The 16,654-nt window shown below is 71.8% G+C and carries 14 protein-coding genes; 8 read left to right on the top strand and 6 right to left on the bottom strand.

Translation table 11 applies throughout. The annotated features are described in order from the left end of the window. Positions 1-80: 80 nt before the first annotated feature. The 4 genes from ACIP89_RS15930 to ACIP89_RS15915 form a co-directional block, all read right to left on the bottom strand. The gene (locus tag ACIP89_RS15930) at positions 81-1,190 is read right to left on the bottom strand and encodes a DUF1996 domain-containing protein (protein WP_402115330.1); all 1,110 of its coding nucleotides are present in this window, start codon (positions 1,188-1,190) and stop codon (positions 81-83) included. Between the two features lie 703 nt (positions 1,191-1,893). Further along, the gene (locus tag ACIP89_RS15925; protein ID WP_401926856.1) at positions 1,894-2,745 is read right to left on the bottom strand and encodes an EamA family transporter; all 852 of its coding nucleotides are present in this window, start codon (positions 2,743-2,745) and stop codon (positions 1,894-1,896) included. Further along, on the bottom strand, positions 2,742-3,257 hold the full coding sequence (locus ACIP89_RS15920) for a YbaK/EbsC family protein (protein ID WP_401926854.1): 516 nt from the start codon (positions 3,255-3,257) through the stop codon (positions 2,742-2,744). The genes ACIP89_RS15925 and ACIP89_RS15920 overlap by 4 nt, the downstream gene beginning before the upstream one ends. A gap of 127 nt (positions 3,258-3,384) precedes the next feature. Then, the gene (locus ACIP89_RS15915; RefSeq protein WP_402115329.1) at positions 3,385-5,040 is read right to left on the bottom strand and encodes a penicillin-binding transpeptidase domain-containing protein; all 1,656 of its coding nucleotides are present in this window, start codon (positions 5,038-5,040) and stop codon (positions 3,385-3,387) included. 313 nt (positions 5,041-5,353) lie between these two features. On the opposite strand from ACIP89_RS15915, the gene ACIP89_RS15910 reads away from it, so the two are divergent. Further along, entirely contained in the window at positions 5,354-5,647 is a 294-nt protein-coding gene (locus ACIP89_RS15910) for a hypothetical protein (RefSeq protein ID WP_401927039.1), read from the top strand. Between the two features lie 73 nt (positions 5,648-5,720). Here ACIP89_RS15910 and ACIP89_RS15905 read toward each other — a convergent pair whose 3' ends face one another. Continuing rightward, on the bottom strand, positions 5,721-7,499 hold the full coding sequence (locus ACIP89_RS15905; protein WP_401926845.1) for a dolichyl-phosphate-mannose--protein mannosyltransferase: 1,779 nt from the start codon (positions 7,497-7,499) through the stop codon (positions 5,721-5,723). A gap of 62 nt (positions 7,500-7,561) precedes the next feature. On the opposite strand from ACIP89_RS15905, the gene rsmI reads away from it, so the two are divergent. From rsmI to ACIP89_RS15880, 5 genes are all read left to right on the top strand, one after another. Further along, complete coding sequence (rsmI, locus tag ACIP89_RS15900) at positions 7,562-8,449, top strand: 16S rRNA (cytidine(1402)-2'-O)-methyltransferase (RefSeq protein ID WP_401926843.1); 888 nt, start codon at positions 7,562-7,564, stop codon at positions 8,447-8,449. 160 nt (positions 8,450-8,609) lie between these two features. Next, positions 8,610-9,044 carry a hypothetical protein gene (locus ACIP89_RS15895; protein WP_401926840.1) on the top strand — a complete coding sequence of 145 codons (435 nt, stop codon included), beginning with the start codon at positions 8,610-8,612 and terminating at the stop codon, positions 9,042-9,044. 39 nt (positions 9,045-9,083) lie between these two features. Then, positions 9,084-9,950 carry a TatD family hydrolase gene (locus tag ACIP89_RS15890; RefSeq protein WP_402115327.1) on the top strand — a complete coding sequence of 289 codons (867 nt, stop codon included), beginning with the start codon at positions 9,084-9,086 and terminating at the stop codon, positions 9,948-9,950. Between the two features lie 45 nt (positions 9,951-9,995). Beyond that, on the top strand, positions 9,996-10,943 hold the full coding sequence (rsmA, locus tag ACIP89_RS15885; RefSeq protein ID WP_402115326.1) for a 16S rRNA (adenine(1518)-N(6)/adenine(1519)-N(6))-dimethyltransferase RsmA: 948 nt from the start codon (positions 9,996-9,998) through the stop codon (positions 10,941-10,943). Further along, entirely contained in the window at positions 10,940-11,839 is a 900-nt protein-coding gene (locus ACIP89_RS15880) for a 4-(cytidine 5'-diphospho)-2-C-methyl-D-erythritol kinase (protein WP_401926831.1), read from the top strand. The genes rsmA and ACIP89_RS15880 overlap by 4 nt, the downstream gene beginning before the upstream one ends. 29 nt (positions 11,840-11,868) lie before the next feature. Here the strand turns inward: ACIP89_RS15880 and ACIP89_RS15875 are convergent, their stop codons facing one another. Further along, positions 11,869-12,522: a lipoprotein gene (locus ACIP89_RS15875; protein WP_402115324.1), complete on the bottom strand. Its 654-nt coding sequence runs from the start codon at positions 12,520-12,522 to the stop codon at positions 11,869-11,871. A 159-nt stretch (positions 12,523-12,681) separates the two neighbouring features. Between ACIP89_RS15875 and ACIP89_RS15870 the strand changes: the two genes are divergently transcribed. Both ACIP89_RS15870 and ACIP89_RS15865 read left to right on the top strand, forming a co-directional pair. After that, complete coding sequence (locus ACIP89_RS15870) at positions 12,682-14,505, top strand: ABC-F family ATP-binding cassette domain-containing protein (protein ID WP_401927027.1); 1,824 nt, start codon at positions 12,682-12,684, stop codon at positions 14,503-14,505. Between the two features lie 152 nt (positions 14,506-14,657). Further along, entirely contained in the window at positions 14,658-16,577 is a 1,920-nt protein-coding gene (locus tag ACIP89_RS15865) for a PQQ-binding-like beta-propeller repeat protein (protein ID WP_402115323.1), read from the top strand. Positions 16,578-16,654: the final 77 nt, after the last annotated feature.

Here is a 16,654-nt window from a genome sequence, read left to right as displayed (position 1 = left end):
AGCGCTCTCCAGGATGGTCCGAAAAAAGACCCCCACCCGGGGTGCGGCCGTGCGATCGCCCGACCGTCCGGCCCTGCCTGCTACGGGAGTTCGTAGTCCCCGTTGAGCACCGCGCCCTTCTCGGGGTGGTTCTCGTCGTAGCCGTGCGGGTCGCACTGGAGCCCGCCCTTGACGCAGTGGGTGACCATCGCGTCGAGCGTGGCGGTGTCCCACCCGTTCATGAAGTCGTAGTGGAACGAGAAGCCCTTGCCGCTGGCCAGCTTCACCTGCGACATGTCGCCGTTGACCGGCCAGGCCATCTTGAACTCGATCATCGGCAGGGCGACGGGGTGGTCGGCCGGGCACGAGTTGTAGTTGGCGCCTCCGGCGACCGGGTACGCCATGTGGCTCTTGTGGTCGGGCGTGTCCAGGTGGATGCCGTCCCAGCAACTGGGCGCCTGGAGGCGCAGGTTGAGGTAGGTGTCCCGGCTGGTCGGGCAGGTCGCCGGGAAGTCGTAGTTCTTGAACGACTCGCCGCACTCCCAGCCCTCGACCGTGCCCTTGAGGTTCTTGAACTCGTCCTGCGTCTGCATCGGGCTGCCGACGACGTACCGCAGTCCCTTCGGGAAGGGGCGCACGCTCCGGTAGTCGGTGACTCCGGACTTGTAGTAGATGGTCTGGACGCCCTCGGGGAGGATCTTCGTGTTCCCGTTGAAGAGGCTCGGCATCCAGTACCCGGACTTGTCGCCGGGCGCCAGGCACGTCGTGTCACCGGTCTCCAGCGAGGCGGCGGTGGTGTAGGCGTTGGTCGTGGTGTTGCCCATGAACGTGTGGTCGTGGGACTTGCCGGGCTGGCCCGGATAGACGATCGGGTCGTCAGGGGCCGTGTGGGTGGGGGCGCACTTGGCCTGGAACTCGTGGAAGTACGCCGGCGGCGGCACCTCCATCGAGGGGGTGACCCCGGTGACCGGCGGGTTGGCCATGATGTAGCCGTCCCCGTCCGGGTCGTCGCCCGAAGCCTTGGTGGAGGCGGGCATGCCGGGCATCCCCGGCATGGAGTACGCGGCGTGCTCGGCGTGTGCGCCCGCCGCCGCGACCGGCGTTTCCGTGGACGCGTTCGCCGTCGCGGCGATCCCGGCGATCCCTGCCGTGGTCAGGGTCAGCGAGGTGAACAAGAGCAGTCCGGTGAGTGTTCTCGACCTCCGTGGCATGGAGACCTCCTGCTGCGTGGGTGGGGGTGCATGAAGGTGGGAGAGCGCTCTCCCATTCCGGAGTGTTCCGCTCCTGACAAGAGCGTGTCAATAGTTCGTGAACGACCGCCGCGCGGCGGCGAGTTGGCGGAGAGCCGCGAGTTACCCTCGGTAACACGCTGTGGCCTGGACCGGTTCGCGGATCGTCCGATCCGCGTGGCCATTCGCCGGACGCCACCTACATGAGAGGTGGACCCGGGGACCGTGTACGTCAGGCGGTGCGCGAGGGCGGGCGACGCACTTCTCGGACCCGGGGGCCGCTCCGTCAACCGAGGGACGGCCCCCGCGCGCGGCGTGGTTGGCGCACTCGGCGCGGCTCCCGCTCCCGCGCACGGTGGCGATGGCGGGGGCGCGATGAGTATCGGCTTACGTCCCTTCCAGCCCTTCGACCTGCCCGGGATGTACCGGGTGTGCCTGCGCACCGGTGACTCCGGCCGGGACGCGACCGGGCTCTACGGCGGCCCCGCTCTGCTCCCGCACGTCTACGCGGGCCCCTACCCGGCCGCCGACCGGCCGCGGCCACGTGGACCGGCAACCTCAACGGCGAACACGAGTCGTGCGTCGAGGCCGGGGCCGTCCCCGGATCGGCTACCGCCTTCGCCGTCCGCGACAGCAGGCCCGAGGGGGCTGGCCTCGAACTCGGGTTCACCGAGCCCCCGCCCCCTCAACTCGTGTGCAGCATCAGACCGATCCCCACCACCATCAGCCCCGCCGCCGCGACGCGCGGGGCGCCGAAACGTTCCTTGAAGAAGACCGTGCCGATGGCCGCGCCGACGATGATCGAGGACTCGCGCAGCGCGGCGACCGGGGCCAGTGCGGCGCGGGTCTGGGCCCACAGGACGAGCCCGTACGCCGTTACCGAGAGGGCGGCGCCGAGCAGTCCGCGCAGTGCGTACGGGCGGAGCTCGGCGGCCAGCGCGGAGCGGCGGCGGTACAGGGCGTACACCGGGATCGCGATGCCCTCCAGGATCATCAGCCAGGCGACGTACCCGAGCGAACTGCCCGAGGCGCGTACGCCCACACCGTCGACCGTCGTGTAGCCGGCGATGGCGAGACCGGTCGCCAGCGCGGCGACGATCGCGGGCCAGTGCGGGCGCTTGCCGGAGCCGCGGATGCCCCAGAGGGCCAGTCCGACCAGCCCCGCGGAGGCCACCGCGACGCCCGCCGCGGCCCAGCCGTCCGGGCGTTCGCCGACGAAGACGGCGGCCAGGACGGTGACGACGAGCGGGGCGGTGCCCCGGGCGATCGGGTACATCTGGCCGAAGTCGCCCAGGGTGAACGAGCGCATCAGCAGCAGCATGTACGTCACGTGCAGGGCGGCGGAGAGGATCAGGTACGGCCAGGCGCCGGCCGCCGGGAACGGGACGAAGGCGGCGGCGGCCGCGCCGATCAGCAGTCCGCCGCCGGAGATCAGGGTGAACGAGACGAGCTGGTCCTTGATCGCGTGTGCGATGGCGTTCCAGCCGGCGTGCGTGAACGCGGCTATCAGGACGGCTGTGGCGACGAGCGGTGTCATGCGGTCTGCTCGCGCACGTCCACCACCGTGCCGCCCGCGAGCTCGATCAGCGTGCCCGGATCGAGCGGGAAGACCGTGTACGGGGTGCCGGCCGCCGCCCAGACCACCTCGTGCGCGAGGAGCCCCCGGTCGGCCAGCACCCGGGTCCTGGTGCGGTGCCCGAACGGCGGCACCCCGCCGATCGCGTACCCGGTCGCCTCGCGCACCACGTCAGCGCCGGGCCGCGTGACCTTCACCGCGCCCAACTCCGCCCGCACCCGATCCATGTCGACCCGCGACGAGCCGTCCATCAGCACCAGGAACGGCACCCCGTCGGCCTCGAAGATCAGCGACTTGACGATCTCGCTCAGCGCGCAGCCGACCGCGGCAGCCGCCTCGGCGGCGGTCCGGGTGGCCTCCGGGAAACGGCGGATCTCGACGTCGAGACCCAGCTCGCGCAGCGCCTCGGCGAATCGGGGATGGGCGGCGGCGGTGTCGCCGCCCGCCGGTACGTTGGTGTCGGAAGTGCTCATGCCCCGCACGCTATCGGCCGTGGCCGCGGGCGTGCGAGCCGGATTCCCGGAGGCGGCCGGCCTACGGCGAAGGCTCCCACCACGATCGCGGCGGGAGCCCCGGAGCAGCTGTGATCACGCCCCGCGGTCACGGTCCCGCGAGCAGGACCTCCGCGACGACCGGTCCTGCCGCGTCCCCTCCGTGGCCGCCCGACTGGACGAGGGCCGCCGCGGCCAGGTCGTTGCTGAAGCCGGTGAACCAGCTGTCGGACGAGGCGTGGCCGTCGACCTCGGCGGAGCCCGTCTTGGCGCCCTTGGTGCCGCCCACCCGCGCCATGGCCTCGGTCCCGGTGCCCTCCGGGCTGGTGGCGGTGTAGTTCAGCATCTCCTTCAGCTGCCCCGACACCCCGGCCGGGAGCGGGTTGGCGACGGCGAAGGTCCGGTTGTCCAGGTTCTGCGGGACGATGTAGGGCTGCCGGAACTGGCCGCTGACGGCGGTGGCGGTGACGGAGGCCATGTTCAGCGGGTTCATCTCGATTTTGCCCTGGCCGATGAACGACGCGGCCGTCTCCGCGTTCTGTGACTCGGGCACGCTGCCGTCGAACGTAGAGACGCCGGTCTGCCAGTTGCGGCCGATGCCGAAGTACTGCGCCGCCTCGACGCCGAGCGCGGTGTCGCGCTTGCCGTCACCCAGCGGCAGCACCGGCTTGATGAACGCCGTGTTGCAGGACCTGGCGAAGGCCCGCTTCAACGTGGGGCCGTCCGTCATCTCGAAGTCGTCCAGGTTGTGGAAGGTGACCCCCTTCCAGCTCACACTGGACGGGCACTTGACCGGCCCGTTCGCGCTGCCCAGGCCGTTCTGGATGATCATCGCGGCCGTCACGATCTTCATCGTCGAGCCGGGCGCCACCTTCGCCCACCGGGCCGCGTCGTAGCCGTCCTCCCGGTTGTTGGCGAGGGCGCGGATCGCGCCGGTCGACGGCTCCACGGCCACCACGGACGACTCCTCGAACTTCTTCACGCCCCGCTCGGCCGCCGCCTGGATCCTCGCGTCCAGCGTGGTCCGGAGCTTGCCCGGCTTCCCCTTGACCAGGGTCAGCAGCGTCCTGTTCGCGCCGTCCTCGTTCGCGCTGTTGATCCAGGTCTCGACACCCGCGGTGCCGCCGGTCTTCCCGCCGTACTTCTTGCGCAGCTCGTCCAGGATGACGCCCAGCGAGGGGTACTTCTCCTTGGTGAGCACCTGGCCGTTGTGGTCGACCGCCTCGATCGGCGCGGTCTTCGCCTCGCCCGTCTCCAGCGACTCGCCCTTGGCCAGATCCGGGTGGAGGACGGCGGGCTTCCAGTCGACGAGCGCGTGGCCGGTGGACTGGCCGCGCACCACGGTCAGTTCGGACTTGTACGACCAGGGCTTCGTCTTCCCCTTGTACGAGACGGTCGCCTCGACGGTGTACGGGACCTTCGCGCCGACCGCCGGGCCGGGCGTGATCACGGCCTTGGTGACATGGGCCGTATCGCGGTAGCCGGCCAATGCCGGTCCGGACTCGCCCTCGTTGTTGGTGAGGTGGGACGCGACCGCCGCGTCGCCCTTCGCCCACGCCGCGAGGAACTTCTTCGACGTGTCGGCCGTCTCCTGCTCGGTGACCGGCCCGGTCCGCACCTCCTGCGAGGCGGTCTCGGTGTCCGTGCCGCCCCCGACGCCGCTGTCCCCGAGCCCGTCCAGGATGTTGTACGCCCCGTAGCCCACCCCGCCGACCACGACCGCGAACACCCCGCCGACTATGCCAATCTTCACTCCACTGCGCATTCCTGCAGTCCCCCTCCCCCGGAGGCTTCCTTGAACATGTTCAAGGAAGCATTTCCCGGCACTTTACGGGACGGTAGTGACAGCGGAGACGGTTGTTATCGGAACGCGATCCGTCCGGGCGTGAACAGGACGGCCGTATACGGGTATTCGGGCCTTTCCTCTGGCCTCTCTGTCGATCTTCTCCGTCAAGGAGGCGCACAGGCCCACCCGTTGTGATGACTCTCCGTTTATCAAGCGCGACTGAAGGTGATCATTGCTGCTGAGGGCGTACAGAAAGTGCCCCTGACCTACCTCGCACAGGAGGACCCCCCACATGCGCCGAACCCTGATCTCCGTCGGAAGCGTTGTCGCTGCCGGAATGCTCGCGTTCGCGGGTACCCAGTCGGCATTCGCCGCGAGCGGCACGCTGATCGTCAACGGAGTGGCGTACGAGAACCCCGCCCCCGGCTGTTACCCGGCGGCCAATGAGGACGCCCAGGTCGACAACCAGACCGACTCGGATGCCGAAGTCTTCCTCGACGCGGCCTGCGCGGACGGGCCTGTCACCGTCATCGGCGCCGGTGACTCCGGCGACGTCCCCCCCGGCGGAAGCATCAGGCTGTCCTGACGCCCTCCGCGGCCGATAGGCACCCGGGGGGCGTGGCCGCCGGCCACGCCCCCCCGGCCGTCCGTCCGCCCGGTCAGATCCAGGTGTCCAGCCACATCCGGTCGCGCCAGGAGCCCTCCGGGATCGGTGTCCCCGTGTACAGCGGCCAGAAATAGATGAAGTTCCAGACGATCAGCAGCACCAGCACGCCCGCCGCGACCGCCCCCAGGGTCCGGCGCCGTTCGCCCGAGGGATCACCGGCCGTCAGACCCAGTTCGTGTTTCGCCCCGGTGCCCGCCGCCGGGCCCAGCATCGCGCCGATCATCATCGCCACCGCGAGACAGAGGAACGGCACGAACACCACCGCGTAGAAAAGGAAGATGGTGCGTTCCTGGTACAGGAACCACGGCACCCAGCCCGCCGCCACCCCGCACGCGATCGCGCCCGCCCGCCAGTCCCGGCGGAAGGCCCAGCGCCACAGCACGTACACCAGCGCGAAGCACGAGGCCCACCACAGCAGCGGGGTGCCGAGCGCCAGCACCTCGCGGGCGCACTTGCCGGTCTCCGAGGCGGCGCAGCCGTTCTGCTCCTCGTAGAAGTACGAGACCGGCCGGCCCAGCACGATCCAGCTCCACGGATTGGACTGGTAGGTGTGCCCGGACGTCAGGTTCACATGGAATTCGTAGACCTGGTACTCGTAATGCCACAGGCTGCGCAGCCAGTCCGGCAGCCAGGTCCAGCTGCCGCCCCTGCCGTCGGTCGCCGCCCAGTCCCGGTAGTAGCCGTGCCGGGCGGGGGAGTTGTGGATGATCCAGCCGGTCCACGAGGCGACGTAGGTCAGGACCGCCACCGGCACCGTGGAGACGAACGCCGGGACCAGATCCCGCTTCAGCACCGCCGTGTACGGCCGCATCGCGCCCGCCGTCCGCCGCGCCCCCACGTCCCACAGGACCGTCATCAGGCCGAACGCGACCAGGATGTACAGCCCGTTCCACTTGGTGGCGAAGGCCAGCCCCAGCATGAGCCCGGCCGCGATCCGCCACGGCCGCCGGCCCAGCCGCAGCCGCTCCGCCACGACGACGTCCGGCCGCAGCACCCCCTCCGCGTCGACTGGCAGCGCCGCCGCGAGCCGGCGCCGCGCCCAGTCCCGGTCGATCAGCAGGCAGCCGAACGCGGCCAGCACGAAGAACATCAGCACCAGGTCGAGCAGCGCGGTGCGGCTCATCACGAAGTGCAGCCCGTCCACCGCGAGCAGCGCGCCCGCCAGACAGCCCAGGAACGTCGAGCGGAAGAGCCTGCGGCCGATCCGGCACAGCATCAGCACCGACAGCGTGCCGAGCACCGCGACCATGAACCGCCAGCCGAACGGCGTGAAGCCGAAGAGCTGCTCGCCGATCCCGATGATCCACTTGCCGACCGGCGGGTGCACCACATAACCGGGGTCCACCGGGATGCTCACCTTGGACGGGTCGTCCAGGATCAGCTTGTCGACATCCTTGGGCCAGGCCCCCTCGTAGCCCTGGTTGACCAGCGCCCAGGAGTCCTTGGCGTAGTACGTCTCATCGAATATCACCGCGTGCGGACTGCCCAGGTTCCAGAACCGCAGCACCCCGGCGACCAGCGCCACCAGCAGCGGACCGCCCCAGGCCGACCAGCGCAGCAGCCGGTCCGCGAGCACCGGAGGCACCCCGAGCACCGCCCACAGCCGGCTCCCGGGGCGGGTGTACGGCGGAACCAGCCGTTCCCGCAGCCCGATCCCGGGCCGCGGTGAATGGCCGAAGCGGCGCAGCCGCTGCTGCCAGGAAGTCGGCTCCGGGCCGTACTGATCCCCGGCGTCTTGGCCCTGCCGGGCATCGGGCGCTGTACTCGTCACCGCGCCATCGTAGGGAACGCATCTGTGCGAGTGGTGCCGCCCTTGCTGGGAGGATGGACCTTGTGACGGAGACGACTGGAACGCTGGTACTCGCAGGGACCCCCATCGGCGATGTGGCGGACGCCCCGCCACGCCTCGCCGCCGAACTGGAGACGGCGGACGTCGTCGCCGCTGAGGACACCCGGCGGCTGCGCCGGCTGACCCAGGCGCTGGGCATCCACACGACGGGGCGTGTCGTCTCCTACTTCGAGGGCAACGAGTCCGCCCGCACGCCGGAGCTCGTCGAGGCGCTGACCGGCGGGGCCCGCGTGCTGCTGGTCACGGACGCCGGGATGCCGTCCGTCTCGGACCCCGGCTACCGGCTCGTCGCCGCCGCCGTCGAGCAGGGCATCAGGGTCACCGCGGTGCCCGGACCGTCGGCCGTGCTCACCGCGCTCGCCCTGTCCGGGCTGCCGGTGGACCGGTTCTGCTTCGAGGGCTTCCTGCCGCGCAAGGGCGGCGAGCGCCTCGGCAAGCTGCGCGAGGTCGCGGCGGAGCGCCGCACCATGGTCTTCTTCGAGGCCCCGCACCGGCTCGACGACACCCTGGCCGCGATGGCCGAGGTGTTCGGGACCGACCGGCGCGCCGCCGTCTGCCGTGAGCTGACCAAGACCTACGAGGAAGTGAAGCGCGGTCCGCTGGGCGAACTGGCGGCCTGGGCGGCCGAGGGCGTACGCGGCGAGATCACCGTCGTCGTCGAGGGCGCGGCCGACTCCGGAGCCGAGGAACTGGACGCCGCCGAGCTGGTACGCAGGGTGCAGGTGCGCGAGGAGGCGGGGGAGCGGCGAAAGGAGGCGATCGCCGCCGTCGCCGCCGCCGCCGGCCTGCCCAAACGCGAGGTGTTCGACGCGGTGGTGGCGGCAAAGAACGCAGCTCGGACGGGCCCGCCGGAGGGCAAAGGACTATCGTGAAAGGCAAAGCGAAAGCCGCGTATCGGCCCCTTTTGCCACGAGAAGGCCAAGACCGCTCCAACACTCGACAGGGCCCGGTGCGCTTGTGCCGGTAAAGGCGTCCACTGGATAGCAGGACGCATTCTCCGGGGTGCTTGTCCGACGGACAAGAGGAGCAGGCATGAGTGAGATCGCAGCAACCACCGTGCACGAGGCCTACGCCTTCGCCTGCATGAGGTGCGGACACGGCTGGGAACAGGCATACGAGATAGAGCACCACGTCGACGCCTCCAACAACGCCTTCGTGGTCTACAAGGCGGACGGTGAACGCGTGCCGTCCCCGCTTTCCACGCCCACCTGCGCCAACTGCGGCGGGCACGTCGTGCGCATCATGCGGTCCGGTCGCGTCTCGACCGTCCAGCAGCTGATGCGTAACCGCCTGCCCGCCGGCAACAACCCCGTCGGGGCTGCGGCCGGGACCCCTGCCGCAGCCGACGCCGACGGCACCGCCGACGCCCACGAGCGGAAGGCGCAGGCCGTGGCCGCCACCGCCGTCCCCGGAGGCGAGCACCACTGGCACCTCTCGGACCTGCTGCACCCCTTCCACCGCAGGTGAGCCCCGGGCCCCGGCCCCCGTCCTCGTACCATCGTGGCCATGAGCCGTACCGAAGCCCCGCCGCTGCCCGAGCCCCTCGGAGTACCGGTCGCTGATTCGCACACCCACCTGGACATGCAGGACGGCACCGTGGAGGAGGGCCTGGCCAGGGCCGCCGCGGTGAACGTGACCACCGTGATCCAGGTGGGCTGCGACGTGAAGGGCTCGCACTGGGCCGCCGAGACCGCCGCCGCCCACACCGGCGTGTACGCGGCGGTCGCCCTGCACCCCAACGAGGCGCCCCGGATCGTGCACGGCGACCCCGAGGGGTCGTCGCGGCAGGGCGCCCGCGAGGCCGGCGGCACGGCGGCCCTCCACGAGGCCCTCGCCGAGATCGACGCCCTGGCCGCGCTGGACCACGTACGCGGCGTCGGGGAGACCGGACTCGACTACTTCCGGACCGGCCCCGAGGGCGTGGCGGCCCAGGAGGAGTCCTTCCGGGCCCACATCGAGATCGCCAAACGGCACGGCAAGGCGCTCGTCATCCACGACCGCGAGGCGCACGCCGATGTGCTGCGCGTCCTGGCCGACGCGGGCGCCCCCGAGCGGACCGTCTTCCACTGCTACTCCGGCGACGCGGACATGGCCCGGATCTGCGCGGACGCCGGGTACTTCATGTCCTTCGCGGGCAACGTGACGTTCAAGAACGCCCAGCCGCTGCGCGACGCGCTCGCCGTGGCGCCCCTCGAACTGGTCCTGGTCGAGACGGACGCCCCCTTCCTCACCCCGGCCCCGTACCGGGGACGGCCCAACGCTCCGTACCTGATTCCGGTCACGCTGCGTGCCATGGCGGCGGTGAAGGGCGTGGACGAGGACGCCATGGCCTCTGCGGTCGCAGGCAACACGGCGCGGGCGTTCGACTACTGAGTGGCGCCCGGCGAAAGAGGTCCGTGAGCGACTTACGCTTAACGGGTGAGCACCACAGAGCCCGACGCCCTCCTGGGCCCCGCAGACATCCGCGAGCTGGCCGCGACGCTGGGCGTACGCCCCACCAAGCAGCGCGGCCAGAACTTCGTCATCGACGCCAACACGGTCCGCCGGATCGTGCGGACCGCCGAGGTGCGTCCGGACGACGTGGTGGTCGAGGTCGGCCCCGGCCTCGGCTCGCTGACCCTCGCGCTCCTGGAGGCGGCGGACCGGGTCGTCGCCGTCGAGATCGACGACGTGCTCGCCGCCGCCCTGCCCGCCACGGTCGCCGCCCGGATGCCGCGGCGCGCGGACCGGTTCGCCCTCGTCCACTCCGACGCGATGCTGGTACGGGAACTGCCGGGCCCGCCGCCGACCGCGCTGGTCGCCAACCTTCCGTACAACGTCGCCGTGCCGGTGCTGCTCACCATGCTCGACCGCTTCCCGACCATCGAGCGGACCCTGGTCATGGTCCAGGCGGAGGTGGCCGACCGGCTGGCCGCGCGGCCGGGCAACAAGGTCTACGGAGTGCCGTCGGTCAAGGCCAACTGGTACACCGACGTCAAGCGCGCCGGCTCCATCGGCCGCAAGGTCTTCTGGCCCGCCCCGAACGTCGACTCGGGACTGGTGTCCCTGGTGCGCCGGGCCGAGCCGGTCGCGACCACGGCGAGCAAGGCCGAGGTCTTCGCGGTCGTCGACGCCGCCTTCGCCCAGCGCCGCAAGACCCTGCGCGCGGCCCTGTCCGGCTGGGCGGGCTCCGCGCCCGCCGCGGAGGCCGCCCTGGTCGCGGCCGGGATCTCGCCGCAGGCCAGGGGCGAGGCGCTGACCGTCGAGGAGTTCGCCGCCATCGCCGAGAACAAGCCCGCCGGTGCCGGGCCCGCTGAACCCGGTCCCGCCGACAGCACGACCGCCGAGAACACGCCCGCCGAGAACAAGCCGGAGCCGTCCGCATGACCGAGAGCGTCACCGTCCGGGTACCCGCGAAGGTCAACGTCCAGCTCGCCGTCGGCGCCGCGCGCCCCGACGGCTTCCACGACCTGGCCAACGTCTTCCTCGCCGTCGGCCTCTACGACGAGATCACCGTCACCCCGGCCGACGCACTGCGTGTCACGTGCGCGGGGCCGGACGCCGCCCAGGTCCCGCTGGACGCCACCAACCTCGCCGCCCGCGCCGCGATCGCGCTGGCCGGGCGGTACGGCATCGAGCCCCGGGTGCACATCCACATCGACAAGGACATCCCGGTCGCGGGCGGGATGGCGGGCGGCAGCGCCGACGGGGCCGGCGCCCTGCTGGCCTGCGACGCGCTCTGGTCCACCGGCGCCCCCCGCGACGAGCTGCTGGCCATCTGCGCGGAGCTGGGCAGCGACGTCCCGTTCAGCCTGGTCGGCGGCGCGGCCCTCGGCGTCGGCCGGGGCGAGCGGCTGACCCCGGTCGAGGTCGGCGGCACCTTCCACTGGGTCTTCGCCGTCGCGGACGGCGGCCTCTCCACCCCGGCCGTCTACCGCGAGTTCGACCGGCTCACGGCCGGGATGGCGGTACCGGAACCCGTCGCGTCCCCCGTGCTCCTGGAGGCGCTGCGGAGCGGCGACACCAAGGACCTCGCCGCCGCCCTGAGCAACGGCCTCCAGCCCGCCGCGCTGTCGCTGCGGCCCTCGCTGGCCGACACCCTGGCGGCGGGCACCGGCGCGGGCGCCCTGGCCGCGCTGGTCTCCGGCTCCGGCCCGACCACCGCGTTCCTGGCCGAGGACGAGGCGTCGGCCAGGACGATCGCGGACGCCCTGACCGCCTCCGCGACCTGCCGCACCGCCCGGATCGCGACGTCCCCGGCGGCGGGGGCGACACTCCGCTGACCGGGGCGGGCCGGAGCGTCCGGCCCCGCTCAGCCGAGCCGGACGCTCCGCCGCGCCAGTTCGAACGCCGGGAGCATCCCCTCGTGCTCCTGCGCGTCCAGCCCGCCCAGGTGCACCACCACCGGCCCGTCCGGGGTGGCGACGGCGAAGGCGCGGGCCGGGCGCGACTCCTCCATGACCTTGCTGTGGACGGTGTAGCGGGCCTCGGCCACGGGCAGCTTCCCGGCCGTGGAGGCCGTGTACGTGATCTTCGAGGCGTTCTTGTCGGCCGTCACGAAGCCCTCCAGCGCCTGGCGCGGCGTTCCGGACCTGCCGTCCCCCTGCCAGACCCGCAGGAATCCGATGTGCCCGGCCGGCTTCGCGTCGATCTCGCACACCATGGCGACCGGGCCCTGCCGGCTGAGCGCGGCGAACTCGGAGTCCGGCTCGTCGGGCACCACGGCCTTCGCCTTCCAGTGCCGCGCCAGGTCGAAGACGACGGGCAGCTCGCAGCCGGAGCCGGAGCCCCCGACCGTGCCGCCCCTGGCCGCGGCCCGGTCGCCCCCCGCCCCGCCGCCCGGCTTCGTGTCCGCCTCCGTACCGCCGCCGGACCCCGAAGAGCAGCCGGTCAGCGCGGCGGATGCCAGCAGCGCGACGGATGCCAGCAGGACGGTCGCCGGCCCGCGAACCGTACGTCGTGCCATGAAGTCCCCCACCCCGGTGAGACCCGGGAACCCGCCCGGATCTTGATCAATTCGGGCAAGGTACCGCAGGGATCCGGGGTGAGCGGGCGCTCGTGAGGAGCTCCGCGCCGCGGCGACTACGCTGAAGGTTCAGTGTTCTCCCTTCGAGCTGGAGCGTTTGTGGCCGTCAACCTCGTCAATGTCGAGCAGGTCAGCAAGGTGTACGGCACCCGTGCGCTGCTCGACGGTGTGTCCCTCGGTGTGTCCGAGGGGGACCGGATCGGTGTCGTCGGTCGTAACGGCGACGGCAAGACGACCCTCATCCGGATGCTCGCCAAGCTGGAGGAGGCCGACACCGGCCGCGTCACCCACAACGGCGGGCTGCGCCTCGGTGTCCTGACCCAGCACGACTCCCTCGACCCGAAGGCGACCGTCCGCCACGAGGTCATCGGCGATCTGGCCGACCACGAGTGGGCGGGCAGCGCCAAGATCCGCGACGTGCTCACCGGGCTGTTCGGCGGTCTCGACCTGCCGGGCTTCGAGCACGGCCTGGACACCGTCATCGCCCCGCTCTCCGGCGGTGAGCGCCGCCGGATCGCGCTCGCGAAGCTGCTCATCGCGGAACAGGACCTGATCGTCCTCGACGAGCCCACCAACCACCTCGACGTCGAGGGCATCTCCTGGCTGGCCGGCCACCTGCGCGCCCGCCGCTCCGCGCTGGTCTGCGTCACCCACGACCGCTGGTTCCTCGACCAGGTCTGCACGCGCATGTGGGACGTCCAGCGCGGCACCGTCCACGAGTACGAGGGCGGCTACAGCGACTACGTCTTCGCCCGCGCGGAACGGGAGCGGATCGCCGCCACCGAGGAGGGCAAGCGGCAGAACCTGATGCGCAAGGAGCTGGCCTGGCTGCGGCGCGGCGCCCCCGCCCGCACGTCGAAGCCGCGCTACCGCATCGAGGCGGCCAACGAGCTGATCGCGGACGTGCCGCCGCCCCGCGACACCAGCGCGCTGATGAAGTTCGCCAACGCCCGGCTCGGCAAGACCGTCTTCGACCTGGAGGACGTGACCGTCCAGGCCGGACCCAAGACGCTGCTCACCCACCTCACCTGGCAGCTCGGCCCCGGCGACCGGATCGGCCTGGTCGGGGTCAACGGCGCGGGCAAGACCTCGCTGCTGCGGGCGCTGGAGCAGGCGGCCCGCACCCAGGGTGACGCGCAGCCCGCGGCCGGGAGGATCGTCGTCGGCAAGACGGTCAAGCTGGCCTACCTCTCCCAGGAGGTCTCCGAGCTGAACCCGAACCTCCGGGTGCTCGAAGCGGTGCAGCAGGTGCGGGACCGGGTCGATCTCGGCAAGGGCCGGGAGATGACCGCGGGGCAGCTCTGCGAGCAGTTCGGCTTCACCAAGGAGAAGCAGTGGACCCCGGTCGGCGACCTCTCGGGCGGTGAGCGGCGCCGGCTGCAGATCCTGCGGCTGCTGATGGACGAGCCCAACGTCCTGTTCCTCGACGAGCCGACCAACGACCTCGACATCGAGACCCTGACCCAGCTGGAGGACCTGCTCGACGGCTGGCCCGGGTCGATGATCGTGATCTCGCACGACCGGTTCTTCATCGAGCGGACCACGGACCGGGTGCTGGCGCTGCTGGGCGACCGCTCGCTGCGGATGCTGCCGCGCGGCATCGACGAGTACCTGGAGCGCAGGCGCCAGATGGCCGCGGCGGGCACCCCCGCCGCGGTGGCGCCCACCTCGTCCTCGCAGCCCGCCGCCGCTCCGGCCCCCGGCGTCTCCCCGCAGGAGGCACGCGCGGCGAAGAAGGAACTGCAGAAGGTCGAGCGGCAGCTCGACAAGATGTCGACCCGCGAGACGACGCTGCACGCCCAGATCGCGGACAACGCGACGGACTTCGAGAAGGTGGCGAAGCTGGACGCCGAACTGCGTGAACTGGTCGCGGAGCGCGATGTGCTGGAGATGCGCTGGCTGGAACTGGCCGAGGACGCCTGACCGCTGAGCCGCACCGCCGCGTAACTCATGCGGCCGGTGCGGCTGGTGTGGTCGGTGGGGCCTGTGGGGCAGATGGTAGAAAGAGATCTTGCCCGGCGCGGTAGCCGGACCGTGCCACACCGCAGGTGACAAAGGAACAGGGGGACGGGCCGATGAGCCAGCCGCCCGGACAGCAGCCGCCGCAGGGTGAGTTCGGAGCCCCGTACGGCCCGCCGCCCGAGACGTTCCCGCCACCGGGCCAGGGCACGGCACAGCCGTCCGGCCCGTACGCGGCGCCCGCCCAGCCGGGCCCGTACGGACCGCCAGCCCAGCCCGGACCGCCCGCGCAGCCCGGACCATCCGCCCAGCCCGGACAGCCCGGACCACCCGCGCAGCCCGGACCATCCGCCCAGCCCGGACAGCCCGGACCGCCCGCGCAGCCCGTGCCGGGTTACGGACATCCGCCGCAGCCCGCACCTGGGTACGGCTACCCGCCGCAGCCCGCGCCCGGTTACGGGTACCCGCCGCAGCCCGGCCCGTACGGACAGCCTGCGCAGCCCGGTTACGGCTACCCGGGGCAGCAGCCGCCGCAGTCCCCGCCGCCGCAGCCCGGCGGGTCCCGGGGCGGCGGGCGGTTCCGGGGCGGGACCGGGGCGATCATCGGCGCCGTGCTCGCGGTGGCGCTGCTGGCCGGCGCCGGCATCTGGTTCGCGCTGGACGGGGACGGCGGGAGCGGGAAACCCGCGGCCGGACCCGGGCACAGTTCGGGGCCGCCGGACACCTCCTCCTCGTCCCCCTCGCCCGTGCCGACCGGTGACGGGGGCCACGACACGATCAGCCCCGCCGCCGAGGCCGCCGCCGTCAACGCCGAGCGCAGGCCGGGCGAGGCGAAGATGCTCTGGCTCCAGAAGGGCGGCGTCGATCTGCCCGGCGGCGGCGAGGACGTGTACGGCCCGTGGTTCGCCGGCGACACCGTCGTCACGGCGATGTACCGCACCGTCACCGGCTACGACGCCACCGACGGCTCGGTCAGGTGGAGCCTGCGGCTGGCCACCAGCATGTGTGCGGCGCCCTCGCAGCCCACCGCCGACGGCAAGATCGTCCTGGGCGTCAAGCGCACCACCTCGGGCGACGCGGAGTGCAACGGCCTCCAGATGGTCGACCTCACGACGGGCAAGGCCGGCTGGCACAGGACGTACGTCCGCCAGGGCGTCTGGGACGGGCTCTCCGACCTCAGGATGTCCACCAACGGCGGCACCGTGACCGTGGGGCGCACCTCCAGGTCCGACGCCTTCCGGGTCAGTGACGGAAAGGTGGTGTTCGGGAAACTGCCCGGCAACTGCCAACCGTTCGGGTTCGCCAGTGGCGAGGTGGCCATCGCGGCGGCCAGCTGCCAGACGGCCGCCGACGACCACAAGGAACACCAGGTGCAGCGGATCGACCCCGCCACCGGCAAGCGGCTGTGGACGTACAAGGTCAAGAAGGGCTGGCAGGTCGCGCAGATCTACTCCGCGAACCCCATCGTCGTCTCGCTCAAGCAGGCGGACGACAAGTGGGGCATCCTCGTCCTCAACGCCGACGGCACCTACCGCACCCAGCTCGCCGGAGGGCCCGGCGACTACGCGGTCTCCTGCGACGCGGACCTGATCGTCCAGGGCCCCAACCTCGACAACTGCGCCGGGGTGGCCGCCGACGCGAACACCTTCTACATGGCGACCAAGGCCGTCGACCTCAAGACCGGTGACGGCAACAAGGTCGCCGCCTTCGACCTGACCACCGGCAAGTACAAGTGGTCGGTCGACTCGCCGCCGCAGCAGTCCCTCACCCCGCTGCGGACGGAGGGCGGCAAGCTGTTCATGTATCTCGGGGCCGCCAAGAACAAGGGGGGCGGCATCGCCTCCGTACCGAGTACCGGCGGCACTTGGAGCCCGGTGCTGCGGCATCCGGTCTCCGGCGCACCCACCGAGCGCGGCTTCTCCCTCTCGCGCATCACCTACGTGGGCGGACGCTCGTACCTGACGCAAGCGAGGATCAGCGGCGTCGAGGACGGGGACGAGATCGAGGAGCGCTCGATCGTCGCCTTCGGGAGCTGACGGGGCGTAGGCGTAACGGCAGCATCACGGGCCGGTTCTCCCTTGGGCACAGGGGTGGACCGAACCGGGGCGGGCGC

The sequence above is a fragment of the Streptomyces sp. NPDC088730 genome (genome assembly GCF_044751215.1).
In the GTDB taxonomy this organism is placed as follows: domain Bacteria; phylum Actinomycetota; class Actinomycetes; order Streptomycetales; family Streptomycetaceae; genus Streptomyces.
This window is presented reverse-complemented; position numbering and strand designations above follow the sequence as displayed.